This is a genomic window from Mycolicibacterium chengduense, from assembly GCF_033741155.1.
Taxonomy (GTDB): domain Bacteria; phylum Actinomycetota; class Actinomycetes; order Mycobacteriales; family Mycobacteriaceae; genus Mycobacterium.
Window position 1 is genome coordinate 19,138 of sequence record NZ_JAWQNH010000002.1, and the last position, 21,380, is coordinate 40,517.

At 68.8% G+C, this 21,380-nt stretch carries 22 protein-coding genes; 8 read left to right on the top strand and 14 right to left on the bottom strand.

Annotation, left to right across the window (positions count from 1 at the left end; all coding sequences use genetic code 11):
- Window positions 1-66: 66 nt before the first annotated feature.
- Window positions 67-738, top strand: coding sequence for a DsbA family protein (locus tag SBI67_RS05515; protein WP_318979605.1), 672 nt, complete (start codon window positions 67-69; stop codon window positions 736-738).
- On the opposite strand, the gene SBI67_RS05520 is transcribed toward SBI67_RS05515, so the two are convergent.
- From SBI67_RS05520 to SBI67_RS05540, 5 genes are read right to left on the bottom strand one after another with little or no spacing between them, the layout of a single operon-like run.
- A complete protein-coding gene (locus tag SBI67_RS05520) occupies window positions 713-1,240 on the bottom strand; it encodes a DUF3592 domain-containing protein (protein ID WP_318979606.1) in 528 nt (175 codons plus the stop codon). The two genes, SBI67_RS05515 and SBI67_RS05520, sit on opposite strands and share 26 nt — an antisense overlap.
- Window positions 1,240-2,904, bottom strand: coding sequence for a 2-succinyl-5-enolpyruvyl-6-hydroxy-3-cyclohexene-1-carboxylic-acid synthase (menD, locus tag SBI67_RS05525; protein WP_318979607.1), 1,665 nt, complete (start codon window positions 2,902-2,904; stop codon window positions 1,240-1,242). The genes SBI67_RS05520 and menD overlap by 1 nt, the downstream gene beginning before the upstream one ends.
- A 9-nt stretch (window positions 2,905-2,913) precedes the next feature.
- Entirely contained in the window at window positions 2,914-3,735 is an 822-nt protein-coding gene (locus SBI67_RS05530; protein ID WP_318979608.1) for an alpha/beta fold hydrolase, read from the bottom strand.
- A 10-nt stretch (window positions 3,736-3,745) separates the two neighbouring features.
- Window positions 3,746-4,456, bottom strand: coding sequence for a DJ-1/PfpI family protein (locus SBI67_RS05535; protein ID WP_318979609.1), 711 nt, complete (start codon window positions 4,454-4,456; stop codon window positions 3,746-3,748).
- Between the two features lie 10 nt (window positions 4,457-4,466).
- Window positions 4,467-5,432 (bottom strand): GlxA family transcriptional regulator, encoded by a 966-nt coding sequence (locus SBI67_RS05540; protein ID WP_318979610.1) that lies wholly within the window; start codon window positions 5,430-5,432, stop codon window positions 4,467-4,469.
- A gap of 115 nt (window positions 5,433-5,547) precedes the next feature.
- On the opposite strand from SBI67_RS05540, the gene SBI67_RS05545 reads away from it, so the two are divergent.
- A complete protein-coding gene (locus tag SBI67_RS05545; protein ID WP_318979611.1) occupies window positions 5,548-5,892 on the top strand; it encodes a type II toxin-antitoxin system HicB family antitoxin in 345 nt (114 codons plus the stop codon).
- A 91-nt stretch (window positions 5,893-5,983) separates the two neighbouring features.
- Here the strand turns inward: SBI67_RS05545 and SBI67_RS05550 are convergent, their stop codons facing one another.
- From SBI67_RS05550 to SBI67_RS05585, 8 genes are all read right to left on the bottom strand, one after another.
- Complete coding sequence (locus tag SBI67_RS05550; RefSeq protein WP_318980445.1) at window positions 5,984-6,943, bottom strand: o-succinylbenzoate synthase; 960 nt, start codon at window positions 6,941-6,943, stop codon at window positions 5,984-5,986.
- Window positions 6,927-8,498, bottom strand: a complete 1,572-nt coding sequence (locus SBI67_RS05555; RefSeq protein ID WP_318979612.1) for a long-chain-fatty-acid--CoA ligase — start codon at window positions 8,496-8,498, stop codon at window positions 6,927-6,929. Before SBI67_RS05555 ends, SBI67_RS05550 begins: the two co-directional genes overlap by 17 nt.
- 61 nt (window positions 8,499-8,559) lie before the next feature.
- Complete coding sequence (locus SBI67_RS05560) at window positions 8,560-10,164, bottom strand: gamma-glutamyltransferase family protein (RefSeq protein ID WP_318979613.1); 1,605 nt, start codon at window positions 10,162-10,164, stop codon at window positions 8,560-8,562.
- 42 nt (window positions 10,165-10,206) lie between these two features.
- Window positions 10,207-10,998 carry an amino acid ABC transporter ATP-binding protein gene (locus SBI67_RS05565; protein ID WP_413232407.1) on the bottom strand — a complete coding sequence of 264 codons (792 nt, stop codon included), beginning with the start codon at window positions 10,996-10,998 and terminating at the stop codon, window positions 10,207-10,209.
- The gene (locus SBI67_RS05570; RefSeq protein ID WP_318979614.1) at window positions 10,995-11,783 is read right to left on the bottom strand and encodes an amino acid ABC transporter permease; all 789 of its coding nucleotides are present in this window, start codon (window positions 11,781-11,783) and stop codon (window positions 10,995-10,997) included. Before SBI67_RS05570 ends, SBI67_RS05565 begins: the two co-directional genes overlap by 4 nt.
- Before the next feature lie 6 nt (window positions 11,784-11,789).
- Complete coding sequence (locus tag SBI67_RS05575; protein WP_318979615.1) at window positions 11,790-12,659, bottom strand: ABC transporter substrate-binding protein; 870 nt, start codon at window positions 12,657-12,659, stop codon at window positions 11,790-11,792.
- Between the two features lie 147 nt (window positions 12,660-12,806).
- A complete protein-coding gene (locus SBI67_RS05580) occupies window positions 12,807-13,484 on the bottom strand; it encodes a TetR/AcrR family transcriptional regulator (RefSeq protein ID WP_318979616.1) in 678 nt (225 codons plus the stop codon).
- 12 nt (window positions 13,485-13,496) lie between these two features.
- Entirely contained in the window at window positions 13,497-15,101 is a 1,605-nt protein-coding gene (locus SBI67_RS05585; RefSeq protein ID WP_318979617.1) for an amidohydrolase, read from the bottom strand.
- Window positions 15,102-15,218: 117 nt separating this feature from the next.
- Between SBI67_RS05585 and SBI67_RS05590 the strand changes: the two genes are divergently transcribed.
- The 6 genes from SBI67_RS05590 to SBI67_RS05615 all read left to right on the top strand — a co-directional run bounded on the left by SBI67_RS05590 (window position 15,219) and on the right by SBI67_RS05615 (window position 21,050).
- A complete protein-coding gene (locus SBI67_RS05590; RefSeq protein WP_318979618.1) occupies window positions 15,219-15,674 on the top strand; it encodes a YciI family protein in 456 nt (151 codons plus the stop codon).
- A gap of 96 nt (window positions 15,675-15,770) precedes the next feature.
- Window positions 15,771-17,372, top strand: a complete 1,602-nt coding sequence (gene fadD8, locus SBI67_RS05595; RefSeq protein ID WP_318979619.1) for a fatty-acid--CoA ligase FadD8 — start codon at window positions 15,771-15,773, stop codon at window positions 17,370-17,372.
- Window positions 17,373-17,393: 21 nt separating this feature from the next.
- Entirely contained in the window at window positions 17,394-18,629 is a 1,236-nt protein-coding gene (locus SBI67_RS05600) for an RNA polymerase sigma factor (protein ID WP_318979620.1), read from the top strand.
- 29 nt (window positions 18,630-18,658) lie between these two features.
- Window positions 18,659-19,897 carry a GNAT family N-acetyltransferase gene (locus tag SBI67_RS05605; protein WP_318979621.1) on the top strand — a complete coding sequence of 413 codons (1,239 nt, stop codon included), beginning with the start codon at window positions 18,659-18,661 and terminating at the stop codon, window positions 19,895-19,897.
- Between the two features lie 4 nt (window positions 19,898-19,901).
- Window positions 19,902-20,591 carry an HAD family hydrolase gene (locus SBI67_RS05610; protein WP_318979622.1) on the top strand — a complete coding sequence of 230 codons (690 nt, stop codon included), beginning with the start codon at window positions 19,902-19,904 and terminating at the stop codon, window positions 20,589-20,591.
- A 9-nt stretch (window positions 20,592-20,600) separates the two neighbouring features.
- Window positions 20,601-21,050 carry a nitroreductase family deazaflavin-dependent oxidoreductase gene (locus tag SBI67_RS05615; RefSeq protein ID WP_318979623.1) on the top strand — a complete coding sequence of 150 codons (450 nt, stop codon included), beginning with the start codon at window positions 20,601-20,603 and terminating at the stop codon, window positions 21,048-21,050.
- Window positions 21,051-21,053: 3 nt separating this feature from the next.
- On the opposite strand, the gene SBI67_RS05620 is transcribed toward SBI67_RS05615, so the two are convergent.
- Window positions 21,054-21,329, bottom strand: a complete 276-nt coding sequence (locus SBI67_RS05620; RefSeq protein WP_318979624.1) for a hypothetical protein — start codon at window positions 21,327-21,329, stop codon at window positions 21,054-21,056.
- Between the last annotated feature and the right edge of the window lie 51 nt (window positions 21,330-21,380).

The following is a 21,380-nucleotide window of genomic DNA, read 5'->3' on the forward strand; positions in this document are numbered from 1 at the left end:
GGTTGACCACGCGGTTGCGTGCCGGCATATGGCGTGCGAACAGCACGACAGCGGTACGGTTGCGCTGTGCGTCGATGGTTGGTGGTGTTGGCCGCGTTCACGCTGCTGACCGGGGTCGGGTGCGCCAGGCAGGTCAGCGGCGCCGCCCAGCCCGATCCGGTGCAGCCGATGACCGAGGCGAGCAAGGACGGTTTCGGTGTGGTCGCCGGGTTCCCGGAGGCGCCGGTGCGGATCGAGATCTTCACCGAACCGCAGTGCACCCACTGCGCCGACCTGCAGCACGACTTCGGCGACGCCATCCGCTATTACATCGGCATCGGCGCGCTGCAGGTCACCTACCGGCCGATGACGTTCCTGGACAAGGACGGCAACCACCATTCCGAACGGGTGGCCAACGCGTTGTTCGTGGCCGGCACCGGCAAGCACACCCCGGCCGTGGCGTTCCAGCGGTTCGTCGAGGATCTGTGGGCCCACCAGGATCCCGGCGGTAAAGGCCCCACCGACGACGAGCTGGCCGCGATGGCCCGCACGGCCGGCGTGCCCGATGAGCAGGCCCGGCAGATCGCCGACGGCGACGCGGCGGTGGACGCGCAGGCGATGGAGGACATGAACTTCGAGTTCCTCTACGAGATCGATCCCACCGGCACCGGGACGCCGACCGTCTACGACCTCAACAAGGATCGCAAGATCGACATCTACGACAACGACTGGCTCAAGAAGCTGATCGATTCGGCGTGAGCCGTCGGTCCACCACCTCGACCGCCACCAGCGCGGCGCCCGCGATCAGCCAGCCCAGCACCGCGATGGATCCGGCCGGGATGATCGCCAACGCGGCGTTGCGATGCTGCACCCGGACCAGGTCGGGATCGGTCTTGTCGTACTCGACGTAGATGCGCATGCCGTTCTCCAGCTCCGACGGGTAGAGCACCCCGAGTTCGGGTCGGTAGGTGACGCGGTCGGGGGTGACGAACTCGATGGTCGAGCGGCGCGGGCCGGCGTCGAGCACCTCGGCCGCGGCCACCCCCATATTGCGCTCGATCTGCCGGTCGTTGACCCAGGCACCGATCACCAGCAGCACGGACTGGAATGTCACCAGCGCCGCCGCCAGCACGATGCCGACCCGGACGCGACGCACCACCCGCTGCGCCCTGGTTTCGGTGCCGTCGCCGAGCAGATGCGGGATCACGCTGCGCCACAAGGCTTCCAGCCGTCGGACCCCGGTCTGTACTACACCATGCACTACAGGGCCGCCCTGATCGACGCGTGCAGCGCCCGCAGCGACGACCGGTCGGCCTTCACCTCCAGCACGCGCATCCCGTCGTACGGTTCGGCCAGCGCCGCTCCGAGATCGTCGACCTCGATCTGGGCGCTGTCGACGTGGTAGGCACGGCACAGCGCGCCGACGTCCACATCGTGCGGGGTTCCGAAGACCCGCGAGGACACGTCGGAGAACCGGGGATCGCCCTGCTCCAGCAATTCGAAGATGCCGCCGCCGTTGTCGTTGGACACCACGATGGTCAGGTTCTTGGGGTGCGGCTCGGTGGGCCCGACCAGCAGGCCCGAGCTGTCGTGCACGAAGGTCAGATCACCGATCAACGCGACGGTCTTGCCGAGCCGCTCCCCGCCGGTGCGCTCGTGTGCCCGCTCATGCGCCAGCGCCGCGCCGATGGCGGTGGAGACCGTGCCGTCGATACCGGCGACGCCGCGGTTGGACCGCACCCGCACACCCGGGGCGGCCAGTCCGACCAGCGCCATATCGCGGACCGGGTTGGAGGCGCCGAGCACCAGCTGATCACCGTCGCCCAAGGCCTCGGCCACCGCGGCGGCGACGTGCAGGCCGGTGGTCAGCGGATGCTCCTTGAGCTGGGCGTGCACCGCGGCTAGGGTGCGCCGGTGGATGTCGGCGCAGCGGTGCAGCCAGCCCGTGTCGGGTGCGCCGGTGGCGACCGCCCGGGTGCCGGTGGCCTGCGAGTTGCCGGACACATCGGGCCAGCGGGGCCCGGTGGTGAGCGCGAACACCGGTACCGCGGGATCGGCCAGCAGCGCCGACACCGGGCGGTGCAGCGTGGGCCGACCCAGCATGATGACCTGCTCGGGGTGCAGCAATGGCAGCGCCAGCGGGTGCAACGGATTGGCCGGGGCCGGCGCGGTGGGTTCGGCCACGGTGGGCAGCGCGGCCAGGTTGGGGTGATGGCCGGCCCCATGTCCGGCGATCACCACGGTGTCGGGGCTGAGGTCGATATCCAGCGGCTGGTCGAAGCTGACCGGCGGGGTGTAGGTCCACGGTGTGCCGCCCGGCCGTCCTGGCGGGGTGGCGTCGGGGTGATCGTCGGCGGCGGGGACCAGTGGTTCGCGCAGCGGGATGTCGAATTGCACGGGGCCGGCGTTGGCGGTGCGTGCTCCGGTGGCGGCCGCCAGGACCCGGCAGGTGGCCGAGCGCCACTGCGCGTTCAACGCGGCCAGGTCGTTCTCGGCCGGCTGCTCGGCCAGTCCCAGGCTGATGGTGGCCCGCACCTGGGTGCCGAAGTAGCCGAGCTGCTCCATGGTCTGGTTGGCTCCGGTGCCCAGCAGCTCGTAGGGCCGGTTGGCGCTCAGCACGATCAGCGGCACGCGGGCGTAGTTGGCTTCGATCACCGCCGGCCCGAGGTTGGCCACCGCCGTGCCGGAGGTCATCGCGATGCACACCGGGGCCATCTCGCCGCCGACCGCCAGGCCGATGGCCAGGTATCCGGCGGTGCGCTCGTCGATCCGGACGTGCAGCCGCAGGCGCCCGGCGCGGTCGGCGTCGTGCAGGGCGAAGGCCAGCGGCGCGTTGCGTGAACCGGGACACAACACCACGTCGCGTACGCCGCCACGAATGAGTTCGTCGACGACGACGCGCGCCTGGGTCGTCGAGGGGTTCACCATGTCAGCCTATGCCCGGCCCAGCGGGGTGGGCTCGATGGGCAACTCCGTGCGGCCTTCGCCGAAGAAGTCCAGGATCGCGGTGTTGACGGTGTCGGGCTGCTCGATGAAACCGAGGTGTCCGGCGGCACCGATCTCCAGATACCGGCCGCGCGGAATCGCGTCGGCCACCTCGCGGCCGAGGTGCGGCGGCATGACGACGTCGTCGGTGAACCCGATGACCAGGACCGGCGCCGTGATGCCCTGGTAAGCGGGCAGCCGGTTGGCCTTCGGGGCGACGTCCAGCTGGCTGCGCAACCCGGGGGTGGGTTTGGTGGGCCACATGGTGAACATCTCGGCCCAGTCCATCACCGCGCGGTCGTCGTTGAGGGTGGTCGGCGAGAAGCTCTCCAGCAATCGGATCTTGGCGTCGTAGGCCGGGGGCAGCGTGATGCCGGCGGCGGCCAGCTCGCGTTCGGCGGTGCTGAAGAACTCCCTGGCCTTGTCGTGCCTGCCGCGGGTGGCCATCAGCACAGCCTGGGTGACGAGGTCGGGGCGGGCCAGCATCAGTTCCTGGGCGATGAAGGAGCCCATGGATACGCCGACGACCCGCACCGGCCCGCCGACCACGTCCTCGATGAGTTTGGCGGTGTCGGCGACCACCTGTTCGGTGGTGAAGCCGCTGGCGTTCTCGGTGGCGCCGATGCCGCGATTGTCGAACGTGATGACGCGGTAACCGGCGCGCCGGAATGCGGGTACCTGATGCAGGTGCCAGGTGCGACCGGCGCCGCCGCGGCCGGCGATGAACAGGACGGGATCACCGCTGCCGCGGTCGTCGTAAGCCAGGTTCACCCGGCCGACCCTACTTGCGGGCGCGCACCTTCTTGATGGCCTGGTCCCACAGCAGCAACGTGGTGGCCTTCAGTGCGCTGGGTTTCAACAGCTCGCGCGACATCAGGGCGGTGGCCGACGCCTTGGTCGCGGTGGACGCCTTGGAGAAGTGCCCGGAATCGAACGGCGGCTGCGGGTCGTACTCCATGGACAGCTGGATGGCCTTGGCTCGGTCCTCCCCCGCGATCTGGGCGGCCAGCCACAATCCGAGGTCGATACCGGCCGACACCCCGGCGCCGGTCACCACGTCACCCTGGTGCACGATCCGTTCGTCACCGACCGGCTCGACCCCGAAGGTGCGCAGCGTGGGCAGGGCCGCCCAGTGCGAGGTGGCCCGCTTGCCGTCCAGCACCCCGGCGGCGGCCAGGATGATCGATCCGGAGCACACCGACGCCGTCCACGTGGCGGTGCGGTGTGCCCGGCGCACCCAGTCCAGCAGGGCCTGATCGCGGGCGTGCTCCATGGTGCTGAATCCCCCTGGGATGAGGATCACGTCGGGCGAGGGGGTCTCGTCGAAGGAATGCGTCGCGCCGACCACCAGCACCCCGGAGTCGGCGGTGACGGGTCCCGGTTCATGCCAGACGAAACGCACCTCGGCGTCGGGCAACCAGCGCAGCGACTCGTACGGGCCGATGAAATCGAGTGCGGTGAATCCGGGATACAACACGATGGCGATCTGCATGGCTTCTCCTCTATGCGAATGACTTGCGGTATTGGTCTGGGGAAACACCAACGCGCCGAACGAAGTTGCGACGCAGGGTTTCGGCGCTGCCGAATCCACAGCGGGCGGCGATCACGGTGACGGTGTCGTCGGTTTCCTCCAGCTGCCGGCGGGCGGCATCGGTTCGGATCCGCTCGACATACGCGCCGGGCGGCTCGCCGACCTCCTCGGTGAACAATCTGGTGAAGTGCCGCGGGCTCAGCGCCGCGCGCTGTGCAAGGGAAGAGATACTGTGTGCGGCACCGGGTTCGGATTCGATGGCCTCTTGCACGGCACGGATGGGCGCACGTTTGGCTCGCGGCATCCACACCGGCGCCGCGAACTGGGTCTGACCGCCGGGGCGGCGCAGGTAGAGCACCAGCCACCGGGCGACCATCTGAGCGGTCTCGGTGCCGTGGTCCTCTTCGACGAGGTGCAGGGCCAGGTCAATGCCCGCGGTGACACCGGCTGCCGTCCACACCTGGTCGGAGCTGCGTACGAAGATGGGCTCCGGGTCGACCGTGACGCCGGGGTACTCGCCGGCCAGCCGCGGCGCGAAGGCCCAATGCGTGGTGGCCGTGCAGCCGTCGAGCAGTCCAGCTTCGGCGGCCAGCAATGCCCCCGAGCACACGGTGACGACGCGGCGGGCGCCACCGGCCGCGGTGCGGATCCAGTCGATGACGGCGGGGTTACTGCGGGCTTCCTCGACGCCGAAGCCGCCGGGAATGACCACGGTGTCGATCGGCGCGCGGGGATCCGGCGGTGGCGCGGCAACGAACTCCAGCCCGGTCTTGGTCGCGATCGGGCGCCCGTCCATCGAGATCAGCCGCACGTCGTAGCCGCCCGCCCGACCCTCGGCCGCCAGTTGCAGGCTGGCGCCGGTGAACACGTCGAACGGCCCGACGATGTCGAGGGCCTGCACCCCGCCGAAGCCGAGGATCACCACCGATCGCGTCACCGTCTCATCGTGACCGTCACCGGCGATGGCGTCCAGGACATGGCCCCCACAGATCAGGACATGGCGTCCGAACCGGCCGGTACGCGGTGTCGGTGCCGCGCGTGATGATCTGGCGATGCCGCGCTACACGTATCGCGCCGAGTGGTCCCCCGATGCCGGGAAGTACATCGGCCTGTGTCTGGAGTTTCCCGTGCAGTTCGCCTACGGCAGCACTGCCGCGAAGGCGACCGCCGCCATCGAGCAGGAGGTGAGCGCCTATGTCGCCGAGATGGTTGCGGACGGTTTCGACCCGCCGCCGTCACTGACCGACCGCAGGTACAGCGGCCGGTTCGTGGTGCGCACCTCGCCCGTGCTGCACGGCAAGCTGATGGTGGAGGCGGCCGAGCAGCGGGTCTCGCTGAACCAGTGGGTGGTGCAGAAGCTGTGCGGCCGTCCGCCGTCGCTGGACGACATGTTCTGAGCCGCACTCGAGTCTGGAAAGCGATATCGCATGCGATATCGCTTTCGGCAACCATTTGTCACCCGGAACCGGGGCACCGATACCCGGCCCATCACAGCAGCGGGTAGCACTCCCGCACCCGGTCGATCCACCACTGCCGCCGATCCGCCGGCACCGCAAGGCCGGCCAACCGGGCCGGGTCGGGAACGACCGGGCCGACCGGAAGGAAGCCGTCGGTGGGCAACGCGACCTCCGCCACGTCCTCGACGAACAAGCCGCCGGTGCCCAGCCCGCAGGCGTGCGGCAACTCCGGTAGGCACGCCGCGGCCAGCAGGCCGCGGGACATCCCGACCGCGGAGTCCAGGGCACTCGACACCACCAGCGGGATGCCGATCGCCGCGGCGATGTCCAGCAGCCGCCCGACCCCACCCAGCGGGGCGACCTTGACCACCGCGATATCCGCGGCGTGCAGCCTGGCCACCCGGAACGGATCGGAGGCCTTGCGGATGGACTCATCGGCGGCCACCGGAATGTCGACCAGCCCGCGCAGCTGCGCGAGTTCTTCGACTGTGGCACAAGGCTGTTCGAGGTACTCCAGCGGGCCGAGCGCGGCAGCCGCCCGCACCGCCTGCTCCAGCGTCCAGCCCCCGTTGGCGTCCACCCGGACCACGGGCACCAGGGCTCGCACCGCCTGCACCCGAGCGACGTCGTCGGCGAGGCGTTGCCCGGGCTCGGCGACCTTCACCTTCGCGGTGCGGGCGCCGGGAAACCGGGCCAGCACCTCGGGCACCTGCGTCGCGGGCACCGCAGGCACCGTCGCGTTGATCGGGATCCGGTCCCGCCGCGGCGTCGGTGCGACCCCGTACGCCGCTTCGATTGCGGCCGCCAGCCAGAATGCGGCCTCGGGCGGCTCGTACTCCAGGAACGCGCCGAACTCACCCCAGCCGGCGGGCCCGTCGATCAGCGCCACCTCCCGCTCGGTGATCCCGCGGAACCTTACCCGCATCGGCAGCGCGACAACGTGCAGCCGCTGCAGCAGATCGTCGAGCGGCGCGTCAAACGGTGGCGCGATCGCGGCCCTCCCAGTGTGCTTTGCGCAAGTCCTTCTTCATGATCTTGCCAGTAGGGTTGCGCGGCAGCGCGTCGGTGAAGTCGACGGTCTTCGGGCACTTGTAGGCGGCCAGACGTTCCCGCGCCCACGCGATCAGCTCGTCCGCCGAGACGTCGCCGCCGGCGTCGCCGTCCAAAGCGACGACGGCCTTGACGGCCTCACCCCATTTCTCGTCGGGCACCCCGAACACCGCCACCTCGGCGACCGCCGGATGCTCGGCGAGTACCCGCTCCACCTCGATCGAGTAGATGTTCTCGCCACCGGAGATGATCATGTCCTTGAGCCGGTCTTCGACGAAGACATAGCCGTCGGCGTCGACCCGGCCGATGTCGCCGGTGCGGAACCACCCGTCAGGGGTGACGGCCTCGGCGGTGGCCTCCGGCTTGTTCAGGTAGCCCTTCATCAATTGCGGTGTGCGGAACCACAATTCACCCTGTTCCCCAGTGGGCACCTCCTCGCCGGTATTCGGGTCGGCGACACGCAGCTGCGCCTCGGGGATCAGGGTGCCGGCACTGACCAGGCGCTCCTCGTTGCCGCTGCGGTGATCCTCTGGCATCAGCCGGGTCACCACACCGCACACCTCGGTCAGCCCGTAGACCTGGATGAACTCGGTGTCCGGCCACGCCTGCAGGGCCCGGCGCAACAGCGGCAACGGCATGGGCGAGGCACCGTAGGCATACGTCTTGAGCGCGCCGAACAACTTCACCGCGTCGGCACCGGTGTCGAGCACCTTGGCCAGCACGGCGGGCACCAGGAACGTTCGGTTGGCACCGGCGACGATGCCGCCGGCCAGCGCGGCACCGTCGACGTCGCGCGTCATATAGCTGGGCACCCCGTTCTGCAGGCCGTACTGCATGTACGACGTGCCGCCCACATGGAACAGCGGCATGGCGACCAGATTCTTGTCACCGGGTTCGGCGGTCCAGCCGTCAAAGGCGTTGACGGTGTGGGCGATGACGTTGGCCTGGGTCAGTGCGACACCCTTGGGCCGGCCGGTGGTGCCCGAGGAATACATGATGATGCACACGTCGTCGGGAGCGACCTCCGGCGACCGGCCGACCGGGCTGGCCACGGCCAACATCTCCTCGTAGGCGTCCGCCCCGTCGGGTTTGACCTCGATGAGCTCGGTGACCGCCGGCAGCCTGTCGCGGATGGCTTCGACGGCCGGTCGCAGCTCGGCGCCGACGAACAACACGGTGGCACCGGAATCGTTGATCACGTAGTCCAATTCCTCGGCCGCCAACCGGAAATTGATGATGGCGTTGGCCGCGCCGAGCGACGCCGCCGCCAACGTCGCCTCGACGCACGCGGGATGGTTCTTGTCCAGGAACGCGACGACGCCACCGCGCCCGACGCCCCGCGCCGCGAGCGCCCCGGCCAGCCGCCGGACCCGGTCGTCCCATTGCGCCCACGTCCAGCTGCGCTGCAGGTACGTCACCGCCTCCGCATCGGGTGTGGTGGCCGCCCAGTGTGCGACGCGTTCATCGAGGAACCTGGGTGCGGGCAACTCCGACATCCGCAAAGCGTGCCATGGCGCCTCCCGCGCCAGCCGGCTTTCCGACAAACCCGGCAGGCGATCAGGTCGCCGCACCGGGTGGGTGGTGACCGAACGGGAACTGCGCCACCACACCCGACCCGTCGGCACGGGGGTCCGACGCCGCGATCAGCTGCCCGTCGCCGCCCACCTGCACCACGTTGGTGTGTCCGAGTCCTTCGCTGTACAACGGCGTCTGCACCACATCCAGGCCGGATGCGGCCAGGGCGCTCAGTGCGGCCGGATCGACGCCGGTCTCGGCGAGCACCGTGTCGTCGGTACAGTCGCCCACCTGTTGCCCGACCACCGCGCGGGGTGCGGCCACCGCATCGGCGGCGCTCGCCCCGTCGATCATGCGTAGCAGCACCTGTGTGAGGATCTGTGGCTGACCCTGGCCGCCCATCGTCGCCAGCACATGAGCGACCGCGCCGTCCCGAGTGGTCAGTACCGGCATCAGGGTGTGCAGCGGACGCTTCCTGGGCGCCAGCACATTCGGCGAGCGCGGATCGAGCGCGAAGCTGGTGCCACGGTTGTGGAACAGGATGCCGGTCTGCGGGTCGATCAGCCCCGAACCGAAGGCGTGGTAGACGCTCTGGATGAGCGACACCGCGTAACCGTCGCCGTCGGCGGCGGCGACGCCGACGGTGTCGCCGCGGGGCACCGCCGCCGCGGCCGCCGGGGCTCCCAGCGGCGGCGCCGCTGCCAGGTCAGCACTGACCAGCGCGGACACATCGACCTGCGCCAGGCGTGGATCGGCCAGCCGAGTGGACCGTATCCGGTTGGCCTGGTGGAAGACTCGCATCACGGTGGACAGGTCGGCGCCGAGCGGCGCGTCGAGGCCGAGATCGCGGATGGCCGTCAGGGCCCGCAACATCACGAACCCGTGCGTGTTCGGTGGGCTGGTCAGGACGGTCACACCGTGGAAGTCCATCGAGATGGGATCGGTGATCTCCGGCCGGAACTCGGCGAAGTCGGCAGTGTCGAGCACCGATCCGTGCGAGCGCAGATACTGCACGGTGCGATCCGCGAGCCCGCCGGCATAGAACTCGTCGGGTCCGGCACCGGCCAGGGTGCTCAGTGTCTCGGCCAGCGCGGGCTGGCGCAGGTGCTCGCCCCGGCCCATCGGCCGCCCGCCCGGCCCGAACATCCGGTCGAAGTCGGCCAGGGCGAACAGGTCGGCGTTCTCCGGGTCACGCAGGTGCTGGTCCAGCGATCGGGCGACCGGCACGCCCGCCTCGGCTGCCAGCTCGGCCGGACGCAGCAGTCGATCCCATGGCAGCCGAGAGCCGAAGCCGTGCAGAGCTTCCCAGCCGCGGACACCACCGGGGACGGTGATCGAGTCCGCTCCGCGTATCGGGAGGCGGTCACCGTGGGCGGCGCGCATCCGGGCCGCATCCGCGCCGGCACCGGACCAACCCGACGCGTTGACACAGCGCACGGTTCCGTCCGGGGTGCGGACGAGCGCGATCAGGTCACCACCGAGCGCGACGTTGTGCGGGTACACCACGGTGAGCACGGCCGCTGCGGCGATCGCGGCGTCGATGGCATTGCCGCCGTCACGGTAGGCCGCCGTCGCCGCGTCCGTCGCCAGCACGTGTGGGGTGGCGATCGCGCCGGTGAAAGACGATGCACCGTTGGTTGTGGGCACTGCTGAACAACTCCCTCGTGAGAATGTGTCGGTATCCGGTGTTCAGTGGATGGTGGACAGGAAGGCTTTGGTGCGTTCGTTTTTCGGGCTGGTGAACAGTTCTTCGGGCGCCGCGTCCTCGATGATCCGGCCCGCGTCCATGACGATGATCCGATCGGCGACCTCCCGCGCGAACCGCATCTCGTGGGTCACCACCACCATCGTCATCGCGTCGCGGGCCAGCTCGCGCATCACCGTGAGCACCTCACCCACCATCTCGACGTCCAGCGCACTGGTGGGTTCGTCGAAGAGCATGACCTTCGGACGCATGGCCAGGGCGCGGGCGATCGCGACCCGCTGCTGCTGCCCACCCGAGAGTTGGCTGGGCCGCGACTCCGCCTTGTCCCCCAAGCCGACTCGCTGCAACAGCGCCCTGGCATCTTCGCGGGCCTTGTCCTTCGGCTGGCCGAGCACCCGGACCGGCGCATTCCACACGTTCTCCAGCGCCGTCATGTGTGGGAACAGATTGAAATGCTGGAACACGAACCCGATTTCGCGCCGCCTGCGGGCGAGCTCGGTCTTGTTGATCTTGCGGCCCCCCGCACCGTGCGCGATGGACTGCCCGGCGATGCGGATCTCACCGCTGTCCAGTTCCTCGAGATGGTTGAGCGAGCGCAACAGTGTGGTTTTGCCGGCCCCGGACGGTCCGATGAGCACCACCACCTGCCCGCGGTCGACGTCGAGATTCACATCGTCGAGCACCCGTCGACCGCCCAGCGTGCAGCGCGCGTCACGGACCGAGACGATCGGAGCACTATCGTTGTCGTTCACCGGTTCTCCTGTTATGGCGGTCATGCCTGGGGCTGCAGGGCAGGGCTTGACGCAGCCCGCCGAGCACCGAGCAGGCGCTGGGCGATCGGGACCCGCACCTGGATACCGAGTTGGCGTGACAGCCGGTTCTCGATCCCGGCCTGGATGAAGGTCCAGATCGTGGTCAGGGCAAGGTAATAGATGGCCGCGACGATGAAGATCTCGAAGGTGTGGAAGGTCGCCGAGCTGATGGACTGGGTCACCAGGAACATCTCACTGACGCCGATCACCGACAGCACCGAGGTGGTTTTCATCATCCCGTTGAACGAGTTGCCCAGCGGTGGAACCATCACCCGCAGCGATTGCGGCACGATGATCCACCGCATCAGTTTCATCGGGGTCATACCGAGCGACGCGGCGGCCTCGAATTGTCCCTTGGGCACGGAATCGAGTCCGGCTCGTACGATCTCGGCGATATAGGCGCTCTCGTTGATCATCAATCCGATGATGGCGGCCTGGACGGCGGCCTTCACCGACAGACCGGCCAGCGACACATCGTGGAACTGATACAAGCCGACCGCAGCCAGGCCGGTGTAGATGATGACCAGCTGCACCAACAGCGGCGTTCCGCGGATGACCCAGATGTAGACGCCGGCACACCAGCGCACCGCGGCGAATTGTGAGCGCCGCATCAAGGCCAGGACCAGTCCGAGCAGGGTGGCCAGCACCATCGCCACGATCGAGATGACGATGGTCAGCACCAACCCGTCGAGGAACGGCTCGCTGGGGGTGAACAGGGCTTTCCAGAAGAACTGCCAATCGAAGGTCACGGCCGGCTACTTCTGGATGCTCAGCGCGGTCTGGCCCCACTGCGCGAGGGTCTTTTCGTAGGTGCCGTTGCTTTCCAGCGTCGCCAGCGCCCCGGCAATGGCATCGTGTAGTTCCTTGTCGCCCTTCAGTGTTGCCGCACCGATCTTGATGGTGCCGAACGGTTGTCCGGCCATCTGGATCTTGGCGCCGGTCTTGGTGGCGTAGTAACCGAGCGTCTCGGCGGTATCGAGGTAGGCGTCGACCTGCCCGTTCTGCACCTGCTGTAGCGCCACGTCGGCGTGGCTGTTGCGGTTGATGTCCACGGCCGGTTTGCCGGCGGCCGTGCACTTCTCGGACTGCGCGGTGGTCAGCGATTCGGCGGTGGTGGCCACGGCGACGATCACCTTCTTGCCGCACAGACTGTCGTCCATCCCGGTGATGGCCGCCGGTTTGTCCTTCGACACCGCGATTCCGGTGCCCGAGTAGAGATAGGGCACGAAATCGACGACCGCCTCGCGCTCGGGCTTGATGTAGAGCTGCGCCATGATCACGTCGCACTGTTTGGCCTGCAACGTGGGAATGAGTGCGGGGAAGGCGGATTCGACGAACTGCGGTTTCAAACCCATCTCGGCGGCCAGCGCCTTGCCGAGGTCGATCTCGCTGCCGACCAGCGCGCCGGTCTCGTCGTGGTAGAGGTTGGGCGGTGTGCCGTCATTGGCCGCGCAGATCTTCAGCGTGCCGGCCTGCAGGATGGCCGGTGGCGCCACCTTGGCCGGGCCACTGGGCTGCGACGTGGACGTGTCCGACGACGTGCAGGCGGCCATTGCGGGCAAGGTGACCAGCAGCGCGGCCCCGGCCAGCCCGGTGATCAGGGCTTTCTTCAGGGCTTTCGTCAAGGTTCCTCCAAAGGTCGTACCGATACCGGCGTGGCTCAGCTCACACCTGCGTGCCTATCGAACGATAGGCCGCTATCGATCGATAGGGAAGCGTTGGACGGAGTTTTTTACACAGTTAACGCAGTCGTCACCGAAGGAGGCGGGTGGTCAGTGGGCGTCGACGGACGCCGGCGCGGGCAACCGACCCCGCGTCACCTCCCGCACGGCGGGCAGCCGGGACTGGTCCACCAGCAGCGCCCGCAGCACGAAATCGGCTGCCTGCAAGGGGCGCTCACCGTGCATCGAACCGGACGGGCCGCCCTGCTCACGCAGCGTCTCGAACAGCGTGCCGTTGATCACACGCAGTACGAAGCCGGGCTCGAACGCCACGAACTCCCCCGCCATCCGACCCCCTTCGACCAGCCGTTCGACCTGGTCGTGGAACATCGCGATGCCGTCGCGCTCGGCTTCGAATTCGTCGAGCGCCAGCACCGCATCGTGGTACAGCCCGCGCGCATCGAACGGCTGGGCCAGACTTTCCAGCACGTCGTAGGCGATCCCGAGGTGCAGCTTCTCCGCCCACGACGTGGTCTCGTCGAGTCGGCGCTGCATGCGATCGATGGTCGGCCCGAGGTCGAGTTCGACCAGGGTGCGGAAGATTTCGTGCTTGGCCTGGAAATGGTGGAACAACGACGGCTGCCGGATGGCCACGGCGTCGGCGATATCCCGCGTCGACGTACCGAAGTAACCGCGCTGGGCGAACAGCACCGACGCCTCGAGCAGGATGCGGCCCCGGGTCGAGGACCAGTCGACCGCCTTCGGCTCCCAGCCCTGCCCGTATTTCACGGCTCAACTGTGTCACACGGTGGCGCCGGGCGGCTTCGGGTAGACCTGCCGGCCGGCCAGAAATGTCATCCGCACCTCGATGCCGGCAATGTCCTCCGGCGCGGTCTGCACCGGATCTGCGCTCAGCACAACAAGATCGGCGTATTTCCCCACCTCGATGGAACCGATCATGTCGTCGGCGAACAGCTGATAGGCGGCGTCGATGGTCTGCGCACGTAGACCTTGCTCCACCGTCAGCCGCTCCTTCGGTGCCAGCACCCGACCGCTGGGCGCGGTGCGCGTGGCGGCCACGCCGATATTGCGCAGCGGTTCCTCTGGCGTGACCGGCGGATCGTTGTGCAGCGAGATCCGCATGCCGGTGGCCACCGCCGAGCCACAGGGCATCCACTGCTCACCGCGTTCGGGCCCGAACAGTCCGTCGACGATCACGTCACCCCAGTAGTGCAGGTGGTCGACGAACAGGCTGCAGGTGACACCCAACTCGTGTGCGCGCTGCAACTGCGCCGCGGTGATGGCACCGACATGCTCCAGCCGCAGCCGATGGTCGGCGCGCGGATTGGCCTGCAGCGCTTGCTCATACACGTCCAAGATGGTGTCCACCCCGTGATCGCCGTGCACGTGGCAGGCCATCTGCCAGCCCAGCGGGTAGAACGCGCCGACGATCTCGGTGAGCTGTTCGCGCGTGTAGTTGGCGTGCCCGCACGAACCCGGGACACCGATGATGCGCGTGTCCTCGGTGTCCAGGTACGGGAAGGTCAGGTCGATATTGCCGATCCACGGGGAACCGTCCACCCAGATCTTGATGCCCACCTGGCGGACCATGTCGTCCCCGTCGCCGGGGTCCGCGTCGGTGTGCAGTTCGGCCGTGGACATCTCGTAGGTGCGCAGCCGCACCGTCAACCGGTCGTGCAGCGCCGCCAGCATCGGCCGGAACATCGGGTCGAACGCCATCTCCGAACACGTGGTCAGCCCCGCCCGGTTCAGCCGGTCGCATTCGGCCAGCAGCATCGCCGGGTAGTCACTGACCTTGATGGCCCCACCCAGCAGCGGGAACACCGCGGCCGATTCCTCGGCGGTGCCGTCCAGCTCACCGTCGGCATCACGCCCGTACCGGGCACCTTTGGGGTCCGGGGTATTGCGGTCCAACCCGGCGACCCGGGCCGCCGCGGTGTTGAAGAACGCCTTGTGCCCCGAGTTGTGGATGATCACCAGCGGCGTGGCCGCGACCCCGTCCAGCCACGCCAGGGTCGGCTCCGGCAGGCCGCGTTGCAACAGCGGGTCCCAACCGTTCAGGTAGGCGCCGTCGGCGCCGCGGCGGGCGACCTCGGCATGAACCGCCGCGACGACGTCGTCGGCCGAGCCCAGCGTCACCGGCCGGATGTCGGCCATCCGGTCCGACAGCGCGACCGCCTCCATCAACGGATGGCCGTGAGCTTCGACGAACCCGGGTAGCACGCACCCGTCGTCGATATCGAGCACCATGGTGTCCGGGCCCACCCAGCCGTCGGTGTCGTCGATCGCGACGATCCGGCCGTCGGCCACGGCCAGCGACCGTGCGGTGGGCCGCGCCTCGTCGACGGTGCGGATGTGTGCGTTGATGACCAGGTCGGCGGGCATGGACACGATTGTTCAAAGTTTTTTCCGCGTGCGTGTCGATTTGGCAGGGTTGTCGTTCGACGTACTTGCGAGGGCCATCCGAACAGAGGCAAGCCCCGAACCCGAGGAGAGCACACGATGTCGCGCTACATGCTGATCATGCGGTCCACCCCCGCGGCCGAAGAGTTCGTCACCGAGAACATCGATTTCGACGAGATCATCGCCGCGATGGGCCGCTACAACGAGGAACTGATCAAGGCCGGCGTGATGCTGGCCGGCGAGGGACTGACCGCGCCCGAGGAGGGCTTCGTCGTCGATTTCGACGCCGACCCGCCCGTTGTGACCGACGGCCCCTACGCCGAGACCAAGGAACTGTTCAACGGTTTCTGGATCCTGGACGTGTCGTCGAAGGAGGAGGCCAAGCAATGGGCCCGCAAGTGCCCGCTCGGGCCCGGCGTGAAGCTGGAGGTGCGCCGGGTCAGCGAGTCCGACGAGTTCCCACAGGACAACGAATGGATCCAGAAGGAGATCCAGTGGCGGGCCGACCTCGCGGAGAAGGCGGCCGCAGCCGCCCGCGCCGCCGCCGGGCGCTGAGGTCCTGACCTCGAACTCCCCGGCGCTGCGCCGCGCCGCCGGGGAATTCGGGGCATCCCCTGGCTTCATTTCTGGAACACGTTCTAATGTGTCCTTATGAGTGACGAATTGCTGCGCCACCCGATCCATTCCGGACATCTCACCGTCGGCGCCCTCAAGCGCAACAAGAACAAGCCCGTGCTGTTCCTCGGCGACACCACGCTGACCGGCGGCCAGCTCGCCGAACGCATCAGCCAGTACATTCAGGCGTTCGAGGCGCTGGGGGCAGGGACCGGAGCCGCCGTCGGGCTGCTGTCGCTCAACCGTCCCGAGGTGCTGATGATCATCGGTGCCGGGCAGACCCAGGGGTACCGCCGCACCGCACTACACCCTCTAGGCTCGCTGGACGACCACGCCTACGTGTTGACCGATGCCGGGGTCAGCACGCTGGTCATCGACCCCACGCCGGCCTTCGTGGAGCGGGCCCTGGGGCTGCTGGAGAAGGTGCCCTCGCTCACGCAGGTGCTGACCATCGGCCCCGTCCCCGAGGCGCTCAACGGTGTCGCCAAGGACCTGGCCGCCGAGGCCGCGAAGTACGAGCCGCAGCCGCTGGTCGCCGCGGACCTGCCCGTCGACCACATCGGCGGGCTGACCTACACCGGCGGCACCACCGGCAAGCCGAAAGGCGTGATCGGCACCGTGCAGTCGATCACCACGATGACCACCATCCAGCTCGCCGAGTGGGAGTGGCCCGAGCACCCGAAGTTCCTGATGTGCACCCCGCTGTCGCATGCCGGCGCGGCGTTCTTCGTGCCGACCATCATCAAGGGTGGCGAACTGGTGGTGTTGACCAAGTTCGACCCGGCCGAGGTGCTGCGGGTGATCGAGGAGCAGAAGATCACCGCCACCATGCTGGTGCCCTCGATGATCTACGCGCTGATGGATCACCCCGATTCGCACACCAGGGACCTGTCCTCGCTGGAGACCGTGTACTACGGCGCCTCGGCGATGAACCCGGTGCGACTCAAGGAGGCGATCGACCGGTTCGGCCCGATCTTCGCGCAGTACTACGGCCAATCCGAGGCCCCGATGGTCATCACCTACCTGGCCAAGGGCGACCACGACGACAAGCGGCTGACCTCGTGTGGCAGGCCCACCCTGTTCGCCAGGGTGGCACTGCTGGGCGAGGACGGGAATCCGGTGCCCCAGGGCGAGGTCGGCGAGATCTGTGTGTCCGGACCGCTGCTGTCCGGCGGCTACTGGAATCTGCCGGAGGCGACCGCAGAGACGTTCAAGGACGGCTGGATGCACACCGGCGACCTGGCCCGCGAGGATGAGGACGGCTTCTACTACATCGTCGACCGCACCAAGGACATGATCGTCACCGGCGGTTTCAACGTGTTCCCGCGGGAGGTGGAAGACGTCATCGCCGAGCACCCCGCCATCGCCCAGGTGTGCGTGATCGGCACCCCCGACGAGAAATGGGGCGAGGCGGTGACCGCCGTGGTCGTGCTGCGCCCCGGCACCGACGGCTCGGAAGCCGCCGTCGCGAGCATCACCGCCGAGATCCAGGCCGCGGTCAAGGACCGCAAGGGTTCGGTGCAGGCACCCAAGCAGGTCGTCGTCGTCGACGCGGTGCCGGTGACCGCGTTGGGCAAGCCGGACAAGAAAGCGGTGCGGGCGCAGTTCTGGGCCGGCGCGGCCCGCTCGGTGGGCTGACGTTCCCGGCACAATGACGGCATGGGCACCGATATCCGCCGGACCGTCGACGCGGTCTGGCGGATGGAGGCGGCCAAGGTCGTCGCGACCCTGACCCGCTGGGTCGGTGACATCGGGCTGGCCGAGGATCTGGCCGCCGACGCCATGGTCGACGCACTGACCCAGTGGCCACAGACCGGGGTGCCGCGCAACGCCGGCGCCTGGCTGACCACGGTGGCCAAACGCAAGGCCGTCGACCATTGGCGCCGCCAGGACAACCTGGACGCCAAGTACGCGGTGCTGGCCCGCGACCTGGCCGACCACGTCGACGACGACTGGGACCCCGATCGCATCGACGACGACGTGCTGCGGCTCATCTTCACCGCCACCCACCCGGTGCTGTCCCGGGAGGCGCAGATCGCGCTGACGCTGCGCGTGGTGGGCGGGCTGAGCACCGACGAGATCGCGCAGGCCTTCCTGATCCCGAAAGAAACGGTGGCCGCCCGCATCACCCGCGCCAAGAAGAGCCTGGCCGGGCTGGCGTTCGAGGTACCCGACCGCGCCGAGTTCGGGTCCCGCCTGGCGACGGTGCTCGGCGTCATCTACCTGATCTACAACGAGGGTTATTCGGCGTCGTTCGGCAGCCGCTGGATCCGCGACGAATTGTGCAGTGAGGCAATGCGTCTGGCGCGGGTTCTGGCAGCTCTGGTACCCGACGAGCCCGAAGTGTACGGGCTGCTGGCGTTGATGGAGTTCCAGTCCGCGCGGTTCGCCGCCCGCACCGATGCCGACGGCAACGCCATCCTGCTGGAGGATCAGGACCGTACCCGCTGGGACCGGGCCGGCATCCAGCGTGGCATCCAGGCGCTGCGGCGGGCCGAAACCGCGCGCGCCGGCCGCGGCTGGGGCCCCTACGGGTTACAGGCCGCGCTGGCCGAATGCCATGCCGTCGCCCCGACCAGCGCCGACACCGACTGGCCCCGCATCGTGGCGATCTATGATGCGCTGCTGCAGATTTCGCCGTCACCGGTGGTCGAGCTGAACCGCGCCGTCGCGGTGGCGATGGCCGACGGGCCGGCCGCCGGCCTGCGCATCGTCGACGGCATCACCGGTCTGGATGGGTCCTACCTGCTGCCCAGCGTGCGCGTCGAACTGCTGGCCCGGATGGGTCGGCCCGAGGAGGGGGCCGACGCCCTCCGGGCCGCGGCAGCGCTGGCCGGCAACGAACGCGAGCGCGATGTGTTGCTGCACAAGGCCACCCGATATTCAGATGACTGACACCGGTGCCGTGCGGTACGCATGAGGGTGTGTCCGACCTGACCCTGCGCACCGTAACCGATGACGACGACTTCCAGAGCTTCCAGACCGCGGTGTACTGGGCGTTCCTGAAGGAACCCCAGCAGGACGAGATCGACTCCGAGCGCCAATTCACCGACTACGAGCGCATGTTCGGCTTTCACGACGGTAAGCGCTGGGTCGCCACCGCAGGCGACTTCGCCAAGAACGTCATCGTGCCCGGCGGCGCGTCGATCCCGGTGGCCGCCGTCACCATGGTGTCGGTGGCGGCCGACCACCGGCGCCGAGGCCTGCTCACCGCGATGATGCGCCATCAGCTGGAGCGCATCCGGTCGGCCGGCACCGAGGCGGTCGCCATGTTGTTCGCCTCCGAGGCATCGATCTACGGCCGATTCGGCTACGGCCTGTCCAGCGTCAACGTCGAGCTGTCCGGCCAGGTGCGGGAGCTCACCTTCCGCCCCGGGGTGGAGCTGGGCGACGGCGCGGTCTCCGAGACCGACGCCGGAACGCTGCTGGACACCGCACCCGCCATCTACGACGCCGCGGTGGCCGGGCTGCCCGGCCGGATGGACCGCCCGCGCCCCTGGTGGGAACACTGGATCCACGACGGCGAGGAGCGCCGCAAGGAGTCCGGCCGCATCCGGTTCGCCCTGCATCACGAGCCAGACGGCACACCCAGCGCGTTCGCGGTCTACCGGCCCAAGCACCTGTGGGAGTCCAGCGGCCCCCATTCCGAACTGCACATCCAGGAGGTCCGGGCCACCAACCCGCGCGCCTACGCCCGGATGTGGCGGTTCCTGCTCGAGATGGATCTGGTGCGCACCGTGAGATACGACGGCGCCACCTTCGACGAGCCGCTGCGCCACCTGGTCGCCGACCCGCGCGCGTTGGGGTGCCAGGTGTTCGACGGGATCTTCACCCGGCTGGTCGATGTACCGGCCGCCCTGGCCCTGCGCCGCTACGCCGCCGACATCGACATCGTGCTGGAGGTCACCGACGAGTTCTGTCCGTGGAACACCGGACGGTACCGGCTGCGCGGCGGGCCCGACGGTGCCGAATGCGCAAAGACCAGCGCCCCAGCGGATATCGCCATCTCCGCACGAGAGCTGGGCGCCGTCTACCTGGGCGGGGTCAGCATGGCGGCGCTGACCTCGGCCGGCCTGGTCGGTGAGCTCACCCCGGGCTCGGTCGCCCGGGCGGCGACGGCGTTCGGTTGGCCGGTGACGCCGGGCGTTCCCGACCCCTTCTAGCAAGATGGAACCCGTGACTGATCTGCGCGCGGTGCTCTTCGACTATTCCGGCACCCTGTTCCGACTCGAGGAAGACGACAGCTGGTTCGCCGGCATCACGGTGGACGAGCAGGCCGTCGACGGCCATGTGCAGGCCGAGCTGATGCGCCGGGTGACCGCCCCCACCGGCAGTGCGGTGCCGATGTCGCCCGAACAGCAGCACAACTGGTCTCGCCGGGACCTGGAACCGCATCTGCACCGGGAGGCCTACCTGCACGTACTGCGGGAATCCGGGCTCACCGGTGAGGATGCCGCGGCGCTGTACCCCAAGCTGGTCGACCCCGCGTCGTGGACGCCGTATCCCGACACCGCGGCCACGCTGAACGGATTGCGGGCGGCAGGCATCAAGACGGCGGTGGTGTCCAATATCGCCTTCGACCTGCGGCCGGCCTTCGCCGCCGCGGGCACGGCCGCCGACGAATACGTGCTGAGCTTCGAGGTGGGCGCGATCAAACCGGATCCCGCGATCTTCCGCATCGCGCTGGCGCGCCTGGGCATCGATCCGTCCCGGGCGTTGATGGTCGGCGACAGCGAGGAGGCCGACGGCGGGGCCCGCGCCATCGGCTGCGCCTTCGCCCTGGTGGACCCGCTGCCCACCGCCGAGCGGCCCGACGGGTTGATGCGGGCCCTTCGGCAGCACGGGATCGCGTTCTAAGCTGGCGTCATGGCACAGGAACGGGTGCGTCCGCCCTGGTGGCTCAAGTACGTCAACAAGGTGATGATCGGGCTGAACAAGCTCGGCGTCGGCGGCGAGAAGGGCCCGCTGGTGCTCACCGTGGTCGGGCGCAAATCCGGGAAGCTGCGCTCGACCCCGGTCACCCCCATGACCGTGGACGGGCACCGCTACGTGGTCGGCGGACTGCCCGGCGCGGACTGGGTGGCCAATGTCCGCGCCGCGGCCGAGGCCACCCTGCACCAGGGCCGCCGCACGACCCGGGTGCGCGTGGTGGAGATGCCGGTCGACGCGGCCCGCCCACTGCTGCGGCAGTTCCCCGTGTTGGTGCCCACCGGGGTGAGTTTCATCCGCAACGCCGGTCTGGTCACCGGGCCGCACCCCGACGAGTTCGAGGCGCTGGCCGGCCGGATCCCGGTGTTCCGGTTCGACCCGATCTAGCCCTTACAGGTGCGGGGCTTCCTTGATCTTGCTGTCCTGCTTGCCGGCGGTCTGGCAGAACGTCTGCACCGAAAGCCGGGTCCCGGTGATCTCCAGTTGGGCTGCGTCCGTGCCCTTTTCGTCCTTGAGCATCTTGGCGACCGCGTCGGTCTGGGTCTTCTCATCGGCTCCCAGGAAGCTCTTGCACGAGGTGTCACCGCCGGTGATGGAAGGGGCGGAGCATCCTACGAGCAGTCCGGCCGCCGCGACCATGGTCACCAAACCCGCAGAGAACTTCATCGTCACCCTCCTGTACTGGGCGCGCGTCGGCGCCGCTGTGCGGCAGGTTGA